The 16,724-nt window shown below is 66.3% G+C and carries 12 protein-coding genes; 7 read left to right on the top strand and 5 right to left on the bottom strand.

What is annotated here, in order from left to right:
• Positions 1-54: 54 nt before the first annotated feature.
• Positions 55-2,142 (bottom strand): alpha-amylase, encoded by a 2,088-nt coding sequence (locus tag HZR81_RS00060; protein ID WP_500127005.1) that lies wholly within the window; start codon positions 2,140-2,142, stop codon positions 55-57.
• Positions 2,143-2,393: 251 nt separating this feature from the next.
• Here HZR81_RS00060 and malE point away from each other — a divergent pair, with 251 nt between their 5' ends.
• From malE to malT, 4 genes are all read left to right on the top strand, one after another.
• A complete protein-coding gene (gene malE, locus HZR81_RS00055) occupies positions 2,394-3,581 on the top strand; it encodes a maltose/maltodextrin ABC transporter substrate-binding protein MalE (RefSeq protein ID WP_048329814.1) in 1,188 nt (395 codons plus the stop codon).
• A 67-nt stretch (positions 3,582-3,648) separates the two neighbouring features.
• Entirely contained in the window at positions 3,649-5,214 is a 1,566-nt protein-coding gene (malF, locus tag HZR81_RS00050; RefSeq protein WP_500127004.1) for a maltose ABC transporter permease MalF, read from the top strand.
• Positions 5,215-5,224: 10 nt separating this feature from the next.
• Positions 5,225-6,115: a maltose ABC transporter permease MalG gene (gene malG, locus HZR81_RS00045; RefSeq protein ID WP_003283570.1), complete on the top strand. Its 891-nt coding sequence runs from the start codon at positions 5,225-5,227 to the stop codon at positions 6,113-6,115.
• 93 nt (positions 6,116-6,208) lie between these two features.
• Positions 6,209-8,956, top strand: coding sequence for an HTH-type transcriptional regulator MalT (gene malT, locus HZR81_RS00040; protein WP_500127003.1), 2,748 nt, complete (start codon positions 6,209-6,211; stop codon positions 8,954-8,956).
• Positions 8,957-8,959: 3 nt separating this feature from the next.
• Here malT and HZR81_RS00035 read toward each other — a convergent pair whose 3' ends face one another.
• Positions 8,960-9,583: a glutathione S-transferase family protein gene (locus HZR81_RS00035; RefSeq protein WP_125865761.1), complete on the bottom strand. Its 624-nt coding sequence runs from the start codon at positions 9,581-9,583 to the stop codon at positions 8,960-8,962.
• A gap of 164 nt (positions 9,584-9,747) precedes the next feature.
• On the opposite strand from HZR81_RS00035, the gene HZR81_RS00030 reads away from it, so the two are divergent.
• The 3 genes from HZR81_RS00030 to malK all read left to right on the top strand — a co-directional run bounded on the left by HZR81_RS00030 (position 9,748) and on the right by malK (position 13,265).
• Positions 9,748-10,296, top strand: a complete 549-nt coding sequence (locus HZR81_RS00030) for a sugar O-acetyltransferase (protein WP_500127002.1) — start codon at positions 9,748-9,750, stop codon at positions 10,294-10,296.
• 147 nt (positions 10,297-10,443) lie between these two features.
• Entirely contained in the window at positions 10,444-12,072 is a 1,629-nt protein-coding gene (locus tag HZR81_RS00025; protein ID WP_500127001.1) for an alpha-glucosidase, read from the top strand.
• A gap of 77 nt (positions 12,073-12,149) precedes the next feature.
• The gene (malK, locus tag HZR81_RS00020) at positions 12,150-13,265 is read left to right on the top strand and encodes a maltose/maltodextrin ABC transporter ATP-binding protein MalK (RefSeq protein ID WP_110775990.1); all 1,116 of its coding nucleotides are present in this window, start codon (positions 12,150-12,152) and stop codon (positions 13,263-13,265) included.
• A gap of 66 nt (positions 13,266-13,331) precedes the next feature.
• Here the strand turns inward: malK and HZR81_RS00015 are convergent, their stop codons facing one another.
• From HZR81_RS00015 to HZR81_RS00005, 3 genes are all read right to left on the bottom strand, one after another.
• Positions 13,332-13,718: a response regulator gene (locus HZR81_RS00015; protein WP_500127000.1), complete on the bottom strand. Its 387-nt coding sequence runs from the start codon at positions 13,716-13,718 to the stop codon at positions 13,332-13,334.
• A 17-nt stretch (positions 13,719-13,735) separates the two neighbouring features.
• Positions 13,736-15,550, bottom strand: a complete 1,815-nt coding sequence (locus HZR81_RS00010; protein WP_500126999.1) for a sensor histidine kinase — start codon at positions 15,548-15,550, stop codon at positions 13,736-13,738.
• 155 nt (positions 15,551-15,705) lie between these two features.
• Positions 15,706-16,320 carry a LysE family translocator gene (locus HZR81_RS00005; protein WP_500126998.1) on the bottom strand — a complete coding sequence of 205 codons (615 nt, stop codon included), beginning with the start codon at positions 16,318-16,320 and terminating at the stop codon, positions 15,706-15,708.
• Positions 16,321-16,724: the final 404 nt, after the last annotated feature.

The raw sequence follows: 16,724 nt of genomic DNA, 5'->3' as shown, positions 1-16,724 counted from the left end.
GCGGGCTCCAGGCAGGGGCGGCTGCGTCCCGGGCTGCGGCCCGGGACGGGCGATTCAGGGGGTGAGCGATGCACCGGCCTGCACGACGACGATGCGGTCGTCGCCCAGCGTGCGGGCGAAGGCATAGGGCTGCCCGGACGACAGCAGTCGATGCGTACCCGCGCCGATCGCCGGGTGGCGCGCGCGGAACTGGCCTACCCGCTGCCAGTAATCGATCAGTCCAGCGATCTCCGGGCGCTCGTGCTCGTCCCAGTTCATCGGGCTGCGCGTGCCCTGGAAGGGGTCCGAACCTGTGGGCCCGAAGGCGCGGGCGCTCTCGTCGCCGTAATAGACCTGCACCGCGCCGGGCGCCAGCAGCAGGGCGGCGGCGAGTCCGCGCTGGCGCGCCAGGTCGCCCTTGACCAGTTTGTTGAACAGCGCGGTGTCATGCGACGAGGCATAGCTCAGCAGGTTGTGCCCGGGCGTTTCGGCCAGGCGCCGGGCATAGTCGGCGTAACTGGGCTCGGCGGCAGCCAGGCAGTCGCTGGCGGCCAGCGCCTGATCCTGGAAGGCGAAGTTGATCAGCGCGTCGAAGCCCTGGTCCAGATAGTCACTGGCCTCGGGGCCGTGACCGAACACTTCGCCGACCATCCAGAACGGCTCGCCGGCCATGGGATCGTCCGGGTTGGCGCGGGCCCAGTCGGCGCGGGCGCGCTCGGCCGCCACGCGCAGCTCGGCCCAGGTCGAGGGTTCGACATGCTTGACGGTGTCGGCACGGAAGCCGTCGACGCCGAACTCGCTCACCCAGCCGGTCAGCCATTCGATCAGGTAATCGCGCACCCGGTAGCCTTCGCGTGGCTCGGCGCGGGTCTGCGCCTTGCGCGCGAGAAACTCCGGCAGCGCGACGACCGCCTCGGATTCGGTGCGGAAATCCGGCAGGAAGGCCAGCGAGCCCTTGAGTGGATCGACGGTGCTGCTGGGTGGCGTGTCGTAGTCGGCGATGCCCGCCCGCACCCAGTCGCGACCCCACCAGGCGGTCCAGCTCGGGTGCTCGTAGTCCACCAGGTTGTGGTAGGCATGCAGATTCTCGTGGGCTTCCGGCTGCCAGGTTGTCCACTGCTCGGGCAGGTACTCGGCCATGCCGTCGCGCAGAGCACCGAAGCCGAGCTGCTGCATGTCCTGCAGGGTCGAGTAGCCCGGATGGTTGAGCACCACATCGAACAGCACGCGGATGCCGCGGGCATGGGCCGCGCTGATGAGCGCGCGCAGGTCGTCTTCGCTGCCCATGTTGGCGTCGAGCTGGGTGAAGTCGAGCGCGTAGTAGCCGTGGTAACCGTAGTGGCGGAAGTCGCCGCGATCGCCGCCGCCGACCCAGCCGTGAATCTGCTCGTAGGGCGCGCTGATCCACAGCGCATCGACGCCGAGGCTGGCGATATGGTCGAGGCGTTCGGTCAGTCCCTTGAGGTCGCCGCCATGGAAGGTGCCGATCTCCTCGGCGCCATCCGGTGCGCGGCCATAGCTGCGGTCGTTGCCTGGATCACCGTTGGCGAAGCGGTCGGTGAGCACGAAGTAGACGATCGCGTTGCGCCAGTCGCGTGCGACCGGCTGCTCGGGCGCTTCGGCGCGTTCGAGCAGCAGCAGACCGTCACTGCCGGCGGCGGGCTGCAGCCTGACCCGGCCGTCGCGGACCACCGCCGTGGCGCCGGACAGTGCGTCGCGCAGGGTTTCGCCGTCGCGGAACACCTCGCCAACGGTCACCTCCACTGCGCCGCCCTCCCATGGCTTGCAGACCGCGGTGGCTGCCTGCGGCTCGGCGGCCTTGATCGGCAGCAGGCGCAGGGCCGGCGCGGCGCCGGTCTCGACGATCAGCCGATAGCGTCCGGCCTCGGGCACTTCGTAGCGGTAAATGCTGTCTGTGCCAAGCGGCTGACGGCGAAAGGGCGCAAGGGCCACGGCCTCGCCACTGGCCTGGGGCATGCGCAACTGCAACTGGCCGGGCGCGAGGCTGAGCTCGATGTCGTAGCGGTCGCTGGCCAGGGTATTCCAGTTCAACGGCAGCGGCTGGCCATCCAGCCGGGCAGCCAGCTCGGGATCGGCCAGTACGGGCAGCGCTAGGGTGAATCCGAGCAGCAGCGACAGGGCGGGTAGGCGGTGGGCACGCATCGAAGTGGCTCCATTATGCTTTTTTGCCACATTTGACTGCGCGTTGGCTGCCAGGTATAGGCGTAAGCGCTAGGCTGATGGCGTATTTTGTGCGCTTGCGGGCCACTGCCTACGCCCCACATCTACGCCCTCCGCCTCCTGGAGGGGGAGGATGTAGATGGCACGGGACGCGCCGAGGATGGAACGACTGTCAGAGCCTCAGGCCGGCAGCAGGTGGAACAACTAATAAGAAGCCACGAGGAAAGCGAAGCATGAACAAGAAATTCTGGTGTATCGCCACTGTCGGCCTGGCGGCCACCTTCAGCCTGCCGCTGCCGGCGCTGGCAGCGATCGAAGAAGGCAAGCTGGTCGTCTGGATCAACGGCGACAAGGGCTACAAGGGCCTGGCAGAGGTTGGCAAGCGGTTCACCGCCGAGACCGGTATTCCGGTGGAAGTGGCCCACCCGGACAGCGCCACCGACAAGTTCCAGCAGGCGGCGGCCACCGGCAACGGCCCGGACATCTTCATCTGGGCCCACGACCGTATCGGCGAGTGGGCCAAGAGCGGCCTGCTCACCCCGGTCACACCCAGCGCCGAGACCAAGTCCGGTATCGCCGACTTCTCCTGGCAGGCGGTGACCTACGACAACAAACTGTGGGGCTACCCGATCTCGGTGGAAACCATCGGCCTGATCTACAACAAGGCCCTGGTCGATACTCCGCCCAAGAGCTTCGACGACGTCCTGGCGCTGAACGAGACGCTCGCCCCGCAGGGCAAGCGCGCCATCCTCTGGGACTACAACAACACCTACTTCACCTGGCCGCTGCTCTCGGCCAAGGGCGGCTACGTGTTCGAGCAGACCGACGGCGGTTACGACGTCAAGTCCACCGGGGTCAACAACGCCGGCGCCAAGGCCGGTGCCAAGGTGTTGCGTGAGCTGATCGACAAGGGCGTGATGCCCAAGGGTGCCGATTACAGCGTGGCCGAGGCAGCCTTCAACAAGGGTGACTCGGCGATGATGATCAGCGGCCCATGGGCCTGGTCGAACATCGAGAAGAGCGGCATCGATTTCGGCGTGGCGCCGATCCCCGCCATCGATGGCGAGGCGGGCAAGCCTTTCGTCGGCGTCGCCGCCGCGCTGCTCAACGCCGCCAGCCCGAACAAGGACCTGGCCGTGGAGTTTCTCGAGAACTACCTGCTCGAGGTCGACGGCCTGAAGACTGTGAACGCCGACGTGCCGCTGGGTGCGGTGGCTAACACCGCCTACATGGAAGAGCTGTCCAGCAATCCGCACATCAAGGCGACCTTCGAGAACGCGCAGATGGGCCAGCCGATGCCCAACGTGCCGGAGATGGGTGCGTTCTGGTCGTCCATGGCCGCCGCGCTGACCAACATCACCTCCGGCCGGCAGGATGTCGACGCCGCCCTGGACGATGCCGCCAAGCGCATCACCCGATGAACCCGTCGCCGGCCGCCGCCTCGGGCGCGCCGGCGGACTATGCTCCGTTCTCAAAGGTTCCGCTCCCGTGAATGCCCGTGCCGAGTTGCCCAGCCCAGCCATGACCCGAACGACCTCCCGGGGCCTGCCCCGCTCCCTGACCAACGGCCTGCGCTGGCTGGCGTGGATGACCTTCAATGCCTTCGCGCTGTACCTGGTGGTCGCGCTCTACGTGCAGGGGCAGATGGCCTTCGCCCTGCTCGGGCTGGTGGTGACCGGAATCGCCAGCTACCTGTTCATCAACCGGCGGATGTACGCGCAGCGCTACATCTTTCCGTCGGTGGCCGGGATGCTGGTGTTCGTCATCTTTCCGCTGCTGTACACGGTGGGCATCGGCTTTACCAACTACAGTGGCAGCAACCTGCTGAGCCTGGCCCAGGTAGAGCAGTATCACCTGAGCCAGACCTACCTGGCCGGCGAGCGTTTTCGCTTCACCCTGCACCCGAGCCCCGATGGCGAGCGGCTGCGGGTGGACAAGGGCGAGCAGGGCGTGTTCGTCAGCTCGCCGCTGACCGGCGAACCGGATGCGGAAACACCGCTGACGCTGCAGCCGGCCGACGACGTCGAAGGGCTGGGCGAGGCGCTGCCGCTGCGCGAGGTGATTCAGCGGCGCAAGGCGCTGGAACAATGGGTCATGCAGGGGCCGGACGGCAGCCTGCTGCGGCTGTACGGATTGCGTGAAGTCGCCGCCGTCGAACCCGTCTACAGTAAGGATGGCCCCGGCGTGCTGGTCGATACCCGCAGCGGTACTCGTCTGACCGCCGACATGGAGCGCGGCTTCTATGTCGACGAGACGGGCAAAGCGGTGCCGCCGGGCTTCACCGTGTTCGCCGGCTTCGCCAACTTCACCCGGGTGCTGAGCGAGCCGAGCATCCGTGAACCCTTCGTGCAGATCTTCGCCTGGACCTTCGCCTTCGCCGGGCTCACCGTGGTCTTCACCCTCGCCGTGGGGCTGGTGCTGGCCAGCCTGCTGCAATGGGAGCTGGTGCGCGGCAAGGCCTTTTACCGGCTGATGCTGATCCTGCCGTACGCGGTGCCGGGGTTCATTTCCATCCTGGTGTTCCGCGGCCTGTTCAACCAGAACTTCGGCGAGATCAACCTGCTGCTCGAGGGGCTGTTCGGCATCCGCCCGGACTGGTTCAGCGACCCGACCCTGGCACGCACGATGATCCTCATCGTCAACACCTGGCTCGGCTACCCCTACATGTTGCTGCTGTGCATGGGCCTCTTGCAGGCTATCCCGCGGGATCAGTACGAGGCCTCGGCGATCGATGGCGCCAGTCCGCTGGACAACCTGCTGCGCATTACCCTGCCGCAGCTGATCAAGCCGCTGATGCCGCTGTTGATCGCCTGCTTCGCCTTCAACTTCAACAACTTCGTGCTGATCACCCTGCTGACCCGCGGTGGCCCGGACATCATCGGCGCGACCACGCCGGCCGGCACCACGGATCTCTTGGTCAGCTACACTTACCGCATTGCCTTCCAGGATTCCGGGCAGGACTTCGCCCTGGCTGCGGCCATCGCCACGATGATCTTCATCCTCGTCGGTGCCATGGCGCTGCTGAATCTCAAACTCTCGAAAGTGAAGGTATAAGGAGACGGTCATGGCCATGGTGCAACCGAAATCCGCGCGTTACCGGCTCTGGGCGACCCACGCGGCGCTGCTGGCCTTCGTCGCGGCAATCCTCTTCCCGCTGCTGATGGTGGTGTCGATCTCCTTTCGCGAGGGCAACTTCGCCACCGGCAGCCTGTTTCCCGAGAACCCGACGCTGGAACACTGGTCGCTGGCCCTCGGCATTCCCTACACCCACGAGGACGGCAGCGTGACGAACCCGCCGTTCCCGGTGCTGCTATGGCTGTGGAACTCGGTGAAGATCGCCCTGGTCAGTTCGGCGCTGATCCTGCTCCTGTCGACCACCAGCGCCTACGCCTTCGCGCGCATGCGCTTCGGCGGCAAGGCGCCGATCCTCAAAGGCATGCTGATCTTCCAGATGTTCCCGCCGGTGCTCTCGCTGGTGGCGATCTACGCCCTGTTCGACCAGCTCGGCCAGCACGTCAGCTGGCTCGGGGTGAACAGCCACGGCGCGGTGATCGTCGCCTCGCTGGGCGGCATGGCGCTGCACATCTGGACCATCAAGGGCTACTTCGAGAGCATCGACGCCTCGCTGGAGGAGGCTGCCATCGTCGATGGGGCGACCACTTGGCAGGCGTTCTTCCATATCCTGCTGCCGATGAGCGTGCCGATCCTGGCGGTGGTGTTCATCCTCGCCTTCATCACCAGCGTCACCGAATACCCCATCGCCTCGGTGCTGCTGATGGACGTGGACAAGCTCACCCTTTCCGTCGGCGCGCAGCAGTACCTCTACCCGCAGAACTACCTGTGGGGCGACTTCGCCGCCGCCGCGGTACTCTCCGGTCTGCCCATCACCGCCGTGTTCCTCTACTGCCAGAAGTGGATCGTCGGTGGCCTGACCGCCGGCGGGGTGAAGGGCTGACCACCTGAGTTGAACGAGGCGCGGAACCGGGGAGCGAGAACGGTGCGAACCGGTGCGCCAGGCCACGACAAGAACAAGAACAGGGAACCGTCCATGAATGCCGCGATGCCACCTCTACTGCCATTGATACCCACCAAGCTGGCGATCCCCATGCTGCCGCCGGGCCTGCTCGAACGGCCGCGCCTGGACGAGTGGCAGCAGCGCCTGCCGCAGGTGCGCCTGGCGGTGCTGCATGCCGCCAGCGGTTTCGGCAAGACCACCCTGGCGGCGCAGTGGGCGCGGGCCTTCGATGGGCGTATCGCCTGGTTGCAGCTGCATGCCAGCGACAACCTGGGGCTGCAGTTCGGTCGCTACCTGACCCAGGCGCTGGACCGCCAGCTGGATGCCGGCTGTCCTCTGTCCGTGGCGCTGGCCGAGCAGGGCCGGGTATCGCTGGATGCGTTGTTCACCCAGCTGCTGGCCGAGCTGCCGGACGAGCACGAGGCGATCCTGATCGTGCTCGACGAGTTCGAGGTGCTGCACGACGCCGAGTTGATCGCCGGCCTGCGCTTCTTCCTGCGCCATATGCCGAGCTGGATGACCCTGCTGGTGTGCAGCCGGCGCCTGCCCGAACTGGGTGTCGCCGAGCTGCGGGTCAAGCATCAGCTGCTGCTGCTCGACGCGCGCCAGCTGGCTTTCGAGGATGACGAAGTGCAGGCGCTGCTGGAGCTGGGCGTGCCGGTCAGCATCAATCGCGAGCAGGTCGAGCGTCTCAACCGCCGCATCGGTGGCTGGCCCTGCGCGCTGCAGCTGGCCTTGCAGGAGGTGCAGACCAGCCGTGGCATGGACCTGTTCCTGGAGAACCTGCAGCTCGGTCACCCGGACATCCGCGACTACATGCGCGAACAGGTGATCGAGGGGCTGCCCGAGGACCTGCGCGGTTTTCTCGAGGCGACCTGCCTGCTCGACCGCTTCGACGCCGCCCTGGCCGATCGCCTGACCGAAGCCTGTCACGGCCGCGAGATGCTCGAACGGCTCGAGCGTGGCGGCCTGTTCATCCAGCCGCTGGACAGCCTGCGCCGTTGGTACAGCTATCACCCGTTGTTCGCCGTGTTCCTGCAGGGCGAGCTGCGCACCCACCAGCCGCAGCGGGTCAACCAGCTGCACCTGCGTGCAGCCTCCGCGCTGCTGGCCGAGAACATGCCCGAGGAAGCTGCGCGCCATGCCGTGCAGGCCGGCGACCCGCAGCAGGTCGACGAGATCCTGCAGCGCCACGGCCGGGCGTTCTATCGCCAGGGTCGTCTCGGGTTGCTGCAACAGTGCCTGGAAACCTTGCCGGAACCGGTGATCGCCGGCTCGCCGCTGCTCACCCTGCTGCAGGCCTGGGTGTCGCAGAACTCCTATCAGTTCGATCATGTCGAGCGCTGGTTCAAGGCCGGCGAGCTGGCGCTGCAGCGCAGCTGCTCGGAGCAGGACTGGGCGCGCATCGTCTGCGAGTTCAATGCCGTACGCGCGCAGGTGGCGATGAACCAGGGCGACGAGCAGCGCGCCATCGCCCTGGCGCGGGAGGCGTTGACCCGCGAGCCGCTGATCATGCGCACCTCACGGGTAGCGGCGATGTCGGGCCTGGCCGAGGCGCATTTCGTCCAGGGCGAACTGCCGCAGGCGCAGAAACAGTACGAGGAAGCCGAGCGCCGCGCGCGGGAGATCAATGCCTCGCACCTGGTGGTCTGGAGTCTCGGCCAGCTGTCGGAAATCGCCATCGCCCAGGGGCATCTGCAGAAGGCCTATACCCTGCAGGAGCGCGCCATCCAGTACATCGAGCAGCAGAACCTGCAGGCCACGCCCATCGTCGAGTTCATCTACCGGGTGCGCGGCCAGGTGCTGCTGGAGTGGCACCAGCTGGACGCTGCCGAGCAGTGCGCGCTGCAGGGTATCCAGATCCTCGACGAACTGGACGACCCACGCTGGCGCCTGCAGAGTTACGCGCTGCTGGCCGGCGTCGCCTACGCCCGCGGCCAGCAGCACGCCTGTGCCGACTACATCGCGCAGTTGCAGACGATGCTCGCCGACGACCGTTACCACATCGACTGGCTGGCCAATGCCCACGCGATCATGCTCGCCTACTGGGACTCCAGCCAGGATCGCGAGGCGATCCGCCAGTGGCTGCTCAGCGCGCCGCCGGTGAGCGGCGGCGCCAACCACTTCGCCCAGCTCAATGCACGCAATCACGCCCGTGCTCACCTGGCGCTGGGGCAGCTGGAGCGCGCCCTGCCGATCCTGCGCCAGCTGCTGACCGATGCCGAGCGCCACGGCCTGATCATGGACCGCAACCGCAACCATATCCTCCTGGCGCAGCTGCACTGGTTGCGCGAGGAACGCCAGCAGGCGCTGGATCACCTGCAACGGGCCATGACCCTGGCCAGCGGCAGTGGCGCGATCGGCAGCTTCCTGCGCGTCGGCAAGCCGATCATCGGTATGCTCAAGTGCCTGCTGCACGAGCGCACCCTCGATGAAGCCGAGGCCCAGCGCGCCGCGCGCTTGATCCAGCTGGCGCAGCAGCAGCGCGATTTCAGCCGCGCCATTCGCATCACGCTGGACGAGGCGGTGATTCAGGACATCATCAACCGCCCCGATGTGCCGGAGCTGATTCGCCGTTCGCCGCTGACCCGGCGCGAATGGCAGGTGCTGAGCCTGATCCACGCCGGGCAGTCCAACGAGCAGATCGCCGATCACCTGAACGTCGCGCCGACCACCATCAAGACGCACATCCGCAGCCTCTACCAGAAGCTCAACATCACCCATCGCAGTGAGGCGGTGCAGCTGGCGCGCGACCTGCTGAGCAAGATTCAGGGCGAGTAGAGGTCAGCCCTTCCACTGCGTCTGAGCGAAGGCGGGCAGGGCGTTGGCGCGCCGAGACGCTGAGGCCAGGTGGGGGAATGCGCCGTCCGGCGCCAGCGTGTCGGGCAGGGTGAGGCGGGCGAAGTCATAGGCGACCACCGCGCTGATATCCACCTGGCTCATGCGTTCGCCCAGCAAGGGCCGCTCGCCGCGCTCGGCCTGGCGTGCATCCAGCAAGGCCAGCGCGCCACGCGCCTGGTCTTCGCAATGGCGGTACCAATCGTCCCACACCAGCCCTTCCGGCCTACGATCGCGCTCGTAGTACGCCGCCACGGTTTTCTCGCAGGCACCGACGGCGAAGGCCAGCAGGTTCATCGCCTCGCTGCGCTCGGCGCCGGACAGCGGCAGCAGCGCTCGCTCGGCGCCCGCCTGCTGATCGAAATGGTCGAGGATGGCGTTGCTGTCGATCAGCACCCGGCCATCGTCCAGCACCAAGGCGGGCACTCGACCCAGCGGCGAGTATTCGCGGATCTTCAGACTATCCGTCAGAACGCTGAGGGGCTCGTTGGTGAACGGTATATCCAGCAGATGCAGGCTGACGCCGACGCGGCGGACGAATGGCGACATGTAGCGACCGATCAGTTTCACGGGCAGTGCTCCGGACGGGTAGAGGTGCAGCAACCCTAGTCGAGCCCGGCGGTTAATGCGAAGGCGCGACCGTCGATCGTCTCATCCGCTCGCGACCGTCAGGGAGGAGGAGGGCGGCGACCAGCTGTGGCACCTTCGAGGCTTCGCAAAACGGAGGCGCCACGATGACGATGAGTGAAAAGCAGAAGATGCTGGCGGGCGAGCTGTACCACCCAGGCGACCCGGAAATCCTCGCCGACCAGGCCGCGGCCAAGGCCTGGATGGTGCGCTACAACGCAGCGCTGGCAGCCTCGCCGGACGAGCGCCGGGCGCTGCTGGCCGAGCGGTTGGCCTCGGTCGGTGCCGGCGCGGTGATCCGTCCGCCGTTCCACTGCGACTACGGCTACAACATCCACCTGGGCGAAGGCGCCTTTCTCAATTTCAACTGTGTGATTCTCGATGTGGTCGAGGTGCACATCGGCGCCGGCGCGCAGATCGGGCCGGCGGTGCAGCTCTACACCGCCGACCATCCACGTGACCCCGAGGCGCGTCGTTCGGGCGTGGAGTTCGGCCGGCCGATCCATATCGGTAGCAACGTCTGGGTCGGTGGCGGGGCGATCATCCTCCCGGGTGTGACGGTAGGCGACGATGCGCTGATCGGTGCCGGCAGCGTGGTCACCCGCGACGTGCCGGCCGGCGCCACCGTGGTCGGCAACCCGGCGCGGGTGCGCTGACCGGCTCGCTGGGCCGCTCTACGCCCTCGGCCAGCGGGCGGTCTACGCCCGGCCCTTACGCCTGCAAGAGCCCGCCGCCGGAGGATGTTGCGACCGCTTGCCGCACCTAGAGTGGCCCCGTCTTCACGCTCACTCAAGGTACGTGGTATGTCCGAGCAACTTCAGAACTGGTGGCGCGGCGGGGTGATCTATCAGGTCTACCCGCGCAGCTTCTTCGACAGCAACGGCGATGGCGTGGGCGACCTGCCCGGCGTGCTGCACAAGCTGGACTACATCGCCAGCCTCAACGTCGACGCCATCTGGCTGTCGCCCTTCTTCACCTCGCCGATGAAGGATTTCGGCTACGACGTGGCCGACTACCGCGGCGTCGACCCGCTGTTCGGCACGCTGGACGACTTCGTCCGCCTGGTCGAGGCCTGCCACGAGCGCGGCATGCGCGTGCTGATCGACCAGGTGCTCAACCATTCCTCGGACCAGCACCCCTGGTTCGCGGAGAGCCGCTCCAGCCGCGACAACGACAAGGCCGACTGGTACGTCTGGGCCGATCCCAAGCCCGACGGCAGCGTGCCAAACAACTGGCTCTCGGTATTCGGTGGCCCGGCCTGGAGCTGGGACAGCCGGCGCCGGCAGTACTACCTGCACAACTTCCTGTCCAGCCAGCCAGACCTGAATTTCCATTGCCCGGCCGTACAGGAACAGCTGCTCGACGACATGGAGTTCTGGCTCAAGCTCGGGGTGGACGGTTTCCGCCTGGACGCGGCGAACTTCTACTTCCATGACGCCGAGCTGCGCGACAACCCGCCGAATCTGGAGATTCGCGAGGGCAGCATCGGCGTGCGCATCGACAACCCCTACGCCTACCAGCGGCATATCTACGACAAGACGCGGCCGGAGAACCTGGAATTCCTCCGTCGTCTGCGTGCCCTGCTGCAGCGCTATCCCGGCGCTTCGTCGGTGGCCGAGATCGGCTGCGACGAATCGCTGCGCACCATGGCCGCCTACACCAGCGGCGGTGACACCCTGCACATGGCCTATTCCTTCGACCTGCTTACCGAGCAGTGCAGCCCGGCCTACATCCGCCGCACGGTGGAGGGCATCGAGCGCGAGCTGGCCGATGGCTGGTCCTGCTGGTCCATGGGCAACCACGACGTCGTGCGGGTGATGACCCGCTGGGCCCTCAATGGTCGGCCCGACCCAGAACGCGGTCGCCTGCTGATGGCACTGCTGCTGTCCCTGCGTGGCAGCGTCTGCCTCTATCAGGGCGAGGAGCTGGGGCTGCCGGAAGCGGAACTGCGCTACGAGGATCTGGTCGATCCGTACGGCATCACCTTCTGGCCGGAATTCAAGGGCCGCGACGGTTGCCGCACGCCGATGCCGTGGCAGAGCGAGGCACATCACGCCGGCTTTACCGGCAGCCAGCCGTGGTTGCCGGTGGATGATTCGCACCGCTCGCTGTCGGTGGCCGCGCAGGATGCCGACCCGCATTCGATGCTCAACTGCTACCGGCGCTTCCTCGGCTGGCGGCGCGAACAGCCCCTGCTGATCGAGGGCGACATCCGCATGGTCTACCATGACGACGCCCTGCTGGTGTTCGAGCGCCGGCTGGGCGGGGAAGCCTGGCTCTGCCTGTTCAACCTCGGCGACCTGCCGCGCAGCTACGAGTTGCCGGCGCAAGCGGTGCCGCTGGTGGACGTGCCGGCGAGCTTCGCCGAGTACGACGGTCATTGGGCGCGGCTGCCTGCGCATGGCTTCGGCTATGTGCGGCTCGCGGATTGACGGCGTGCCGGCAGCGGTGGGCATGACCCGCCGCTGCCATCGAAACGAGTGCATCGCAGCAACGGAGAACAACAACGATGGCCAGTGTCACGCTGCGCGACATCTGCAAGAGTTATGACGGTACGCCGATCACCCGGCATATCGACCTGGATATCGAAGACGGTGAGTTCGTCGTCTTCGTCGGCCCGTCCGGCTGCGGCAAGTCCACGCTGCTGCGATTGATCGCCGGGCTGGAGGACATCACTTCGGGCGATCTGCTGATCGGCGACCAGCGCGTCAACGACCTGCCGCCGAAGGATCGTTCGGTGGGCATGGTGTTCCAGTCCTATGCGCTCTACCCGCACATGACGGTAGCGGAGAACATGGCCTTCGGCCTCAAGCTCGCCAGTGTCGACAAGCGCGAGATCGCGCGCCGCGTCGAGGCGGCCGCGGCGATCCTGCAGCTTGACAAGCTGCTCGAACGCAAGCCCAAGGATCTTTCCGGTGGCCAGCGCCAGCGCGTCGCCATCGGCCGCACCATGGTCCGCGAGCCGAAGGTTTTCCTGTTCGACGAACCGTTGTCGAACCTCGATGCCTTCCTCCGCGTGCAGATGCGCATCGAGATCGCCCGCCTGCACCAGCGCATCCGCTCCACCATGATCTACGTGACCCACGACCAGGTCGAAGCCATGACCCTGGCCGACAAGATCGTCGTGCTCAACGCCGGCGAGATCGCCCAGGTCGGCCAGCCGCTGCACCTTTATCACTACCCGAAGAACCGCTTCGTCGCCGGCTTCCTCGGCTCGCCGCAGATGAACTTCGTCGAGGTGCGCGCCATTTCCGCCAGCCCCGAGGCGGTCACCATCGAACTGCCCAGCGGCTACCCACTGACCCTGCCGGTGGACGGCAGCGACGTCAGCCCAGGCGACCCGCTCACCCTCGGCATCCGCCCCGAGCACTTCGTCATGCCGGAAGAAGCCGACTTCACCTTCCACGGCCAGATCGCCGTCGCCGAGCGGCTGGGCCAGTACAACCTGCTCTACCTCACCCTCGAGCGTCTGCAGGACGTCATCACCCTCTGCGTCGACGGCAACCTGCGCGTCACCGAGGGCGAGACCTTTGCCGCCGGCCTGAAGGCCGACAAGTGCCACCTGTTCCGCGAGAACGGCGAGGCGTGCACTCGGCACTATCGGGAGCCGGCGATCTACGGCTGAGTGCGTCTGAGTGATTCCGACGGCAAGCAGAGGAACCGGCGGAATCACAGCACCTTGGGCGGACGCTTATGGCTCGGGCGTGTTCGAGTCGAGGATTTCCGCCAGGGTCTCGGCGAGGGCCTGGTGGCTGAACGGTTTCGCCAGTACGCGAAACGCTGACGCAACCGTGAGCCGCGTGGTGTAGCCGGTCGCCAGGACGATCGGGATCGTTGGATAGAGCCGCTGCACTTCTTCGGCGAGCCCGACACCGTCCAGCTGGCCAGGCATGACTACGTCCGACAGCAGGATGTCGATGGCCGGCTGACGCCGGTCGGCCAGCCTCGCCAGCGCTTCATCTGCCGAGGGCGCCTCATCGACCTGATAACCCAGCTCGTCGAGCATCGCGACCATCGCCTCGCGTACCTCGGCGTCATCATCGACCACCAGCACCCGCGCCGGGCGCCCGGCGCGCACGGATACTTGCTGATCCTCTAGCGCGGCGGCGGCGTCGTGTTCCCTGCGCGGCAGCAGCAGGGAGACACGGGTTCCCTTGCCGACCTCACTCTGGAGCGACACCGTCCCGCCGGATTGGCGGGCGAAACCATAGACCTGGCCAGACCCAGCCCCGTCCCTTCGCCGACCGGCTTGGTGGTGAAGAACGGTTCGAACACGTGTGCCTGGACGTCCGGGCTCATGCCACAGCCGGAATCCTCGACGTCCACGCACAGATAGGGCCCCGGCGCCAGGCCGAACGGATTGTCCTGCACCAGGGTGAGCTTATGCAGGGCAATGACCAGCGGGCCACCTTCCGGCATCGCATCACGGGCGTTGATCGCAAGGTTGAGGATGGCCAGCTCGCATTGCACCGGATCGAGTACCGCCGGCCACGCCCCTTCTGGCAGCTCCAGCGTCAGTGTCACGCGGTTGGGAAGGGCACCGGTCAGCAGCTCGTGCATGCCGAGGATCAACAGGCGCAGGTCGACCTGCTCGGCGTCGGCGGTGCGGCTTCTGCTGAAGGTCATCAGATGTCGCGTCAGCCGCGTAGCCCGGTTCGCGGAGCGCTGGCAGCCCTCGATGGCACGCTTGGCGCGCGGGTGCGAGGTCAGCATTTCGGCCAGCTGCAGGCCCATGGTCATGCTTTGCAGCAGGTTGTTGAACTCGTGGGAGATGCCCGCCGTCAGGTTGCCCAGTGCTTCGAGCTTCTGTCCCTGCAGCAGCGCCTGATGCGAGCGCTCGGCCTGTGCAACCGCATCCTTGACCCTGCGGGCCATCTCCTGGCTGGAGCGGTGGATCGTCACGCTGGCCTGGGCCATCACCTGCGCGGTTCGGTCGGTTTCATTCATTCCGGTGTTGGGCGGATCGAACACCTCGCCTCGCGCCAGGGCGCTGGCGGCGTCATCGAGCTGCGCCAGCGGTCGCGTGATGGTTCGACCGACGGCAATCGCCAGTATGATCGCCAACGCCAGAACGACCAGAATGCCCGGCACGACAGTGCCCAGCGGCGCGAGCGCGCTGGCCAGCAAATCATCGCGCGGAATGGCGATCAACGCCGTCCAACCGGACGCTGGTGCATGGCTGAAGAAGGTCGTCACCGGCACGGCGTCGCGAGTGACGGACTGCACTTTCCCATCGATGCTTGACGAGGCGTGCAGCTGACTGACGAAATCGGCACTGGCATGCCGGCCGACGTGCTTGTCGGGTTCACGTGTGCGTGCCACGACGGTGTGGTCCTGATCCAGGATGACGCCGAGCCACTTCTCCGGCAGCGCTTGTTGCGCCAACAGCGCGCCGATGTTGGCGACCGGAAACTCCATGGCCAGGTAATACACCACTTCGCCGTCACGCATCACCGGGCGGCGGATCGCGATGCTCTGCACGCCGCTCACCGGGTCGCGGAACGACGGGCTGACCTCGATCTGAGCCGCGGTCTTGCATCTGCGAAAATCAGGCAGGCTCGGCAACGGCGTGCCAAAGGCATAGTCCGTATCAGCCAGGGGCGTGCCTTGCGGATCGAAGATCGTCACGCTGCTGCCCACCGCATGTTTGGTCTGCTGCAGGCGCTCGTGGAAGGTGCGCAGGTCGCCCCTGATGATGGTCGGGGAGGCGGCGAGCGTCGAAACGATCGTGGCATACCGATTCAGCTCGCGATCGACGGCTAGCGCGACGGCACGCGAGACCTCTTTCATGCCCTCGTCGACCTGGGCCGATTGCGCACGATAGACCGCATAGGTGCCATACAGCGCAAACGCCAGTGCCGGGGCGATGACGGCAATGACCAGCCAAACCAGACGGGAGCGAATCGACACGACGCAAGGGTTCCTGATGGAAGCTCAGCGCTTGAGGCGCCGGGCGTGCCGCAGCATAACCCAGGTTACTTGCTAGAAGCGTGGGCCGGCGTCATCGGGCTGTTGCCGTAGCCTTTGGGCTGTTTCTGCTCGTCTGGCCTCGATCGCCTGGTCGTCTATCGGTCGGCCAACGCCAGATTGGCACCGAGGCCGGCGAAGGAGGCGGCGAACCCACGACGCAGCCAGGCCTGGACCCGCTGCGACTCGATGACCGCCTTGCGAAAGGCATGCGCCAGCAGGCTGTAGATGGCGAAGATGACAAAGGTCAGCAGCATGAAGGTCCCACTGAGCCCGAGCAACTGCACAAGCTCGTCACCGGCGCCCGGCCGGACGAACTGCGGCAGGAAGGCGAGGAAGAAGATGGTCAGCTTCGGGTTGAGCAGGTTGACCAGCAGCGCCTTGGCAACCAGCGAACGAATGTCGAGTGTCGCACCATCGCCACCCACCGCCAGCGCGGAACGATCGCGCCAAGTCGCGTAAGCGAGATAGAGCAGGTACGCAGCACCGGCGTAGCGCAGCGTCTCGAAAACCAGCGCACTGGAATGCAGGATCGCGGCGACACCGAGAATAGTCGCCAACAGATGCGGCAGAATCCCGAGCGTACAGGCCAGCGCGGCCAGGATACCGGCGCGACGCCCATGCACCAGCGCGATCGAAACCGTGTAGATCACTCCCGCGCCAGGTATCAGCACGACGACCAGGCAGGTAATCAGATATTCGAGGCTGGGCATGGGGGCTCCTTGCTACGGGGCGGCTGGATTGAACCAGCATAGAGCATTCATCAAAGCTGCCCAGGCCTGGCGCTGATCGGATCGCATATGGGCTGAAGCAGCTCGATTCGAAAATGGAAGTGGTGGAGCTTAAGTGAGATGCAAGATGAGGCCCCGTCCGTTTCACAACTGAATGGCTCCCCTTGCTTGCCCTTCTGGCGCCGTCTTGAGTAAGCGCCAGCGCAGCGGCTGGCCTGACTGTGTTATTTCTGAGGGCATGATTGCAATGGGCGGTCCTGCGACGACCGTAACCTGCCGCCAGAGCCTCGCCCCGCGCGGAGGCGGCGAGCGAGGAATGCTTGCTAGGGCCTACGGCAACCTTTCGGCTCCGCAAATACAAAGCTTCGAGCCCTCTTTGCTCCTAA

The sequence above is a fragment of the Pseudomonas sp. LM13 genome, assembly GCF_041381355.1.
In the GTDB taxonomy this organism is placed as follows: Bacteria; Pseudomonadota; Gammaproteobacteria; order Pseudomonadales; family Pseudomonadaceae; genus Stutzerimonas; species Stutzerimonas frequens.
This window is presented reverse-complemented; position numbering and strand designations above follow the sequence as displayed.

Excerpts from the sequence above, each read along its gene's own strand:
- malK (WP_110775990.1), top strand. The coding sequence starts at position 12,150 with ATGGCCAGTGTCACGCTGCGCGACATCTGCAAGAGTTATGACGGTACG.
- malG (WP_003283570.1), top strand. The coding sequence starts at position 5,225 with ATGGCCATGGTGCAACCGAAATCCGCGCGTTACCGGCTCTGGGCGACC.
- malE (WP_048329814.1), top strand. The coding sequence starts at position 2,394 with ATGAACAAGAAATTCTGGTGTATCGCCACTGTCGGCCTGGCGGCCACC.
- HZR81_RS00030 (WP_500127002.1), top strand. The coding sequence starts at position 9,748 with ATGACGATGAGTGAAAAGCAGAAGATGCTGGCGGGCGAGCTGTACCAC.
- malT (WP_500127003.1), top strand. The coding sequence starts at position 6,209 with ATGAATGCCGCGATGCCACCTCTACTGCCATTGATACCCACCAAGCTG.
- HZR81_RS00060 (WP_500127005.1), bottom strand. The coding sequence starts at position 2,142 with ATGCGTGCCCACCGCCTACCCGCCCTGTCGCTGCTGCTCGGATTCACC.
- HZR81_RS00025 (WP_500127001.1), top strand. The coding sequence starts at position 10,444 with ATGTCCGAGCAACTTCAGAACTGGTGGCGCGGCGGGGTGATCTATCAG.
- HZR81_RS00005 (WP_500126998.1), bottom strand. The coding sequence starts at position 16,320 with ATGCCCAGCCTCGAATATCTGATTACCTGCCTGGTCGTCGTGCTGATA.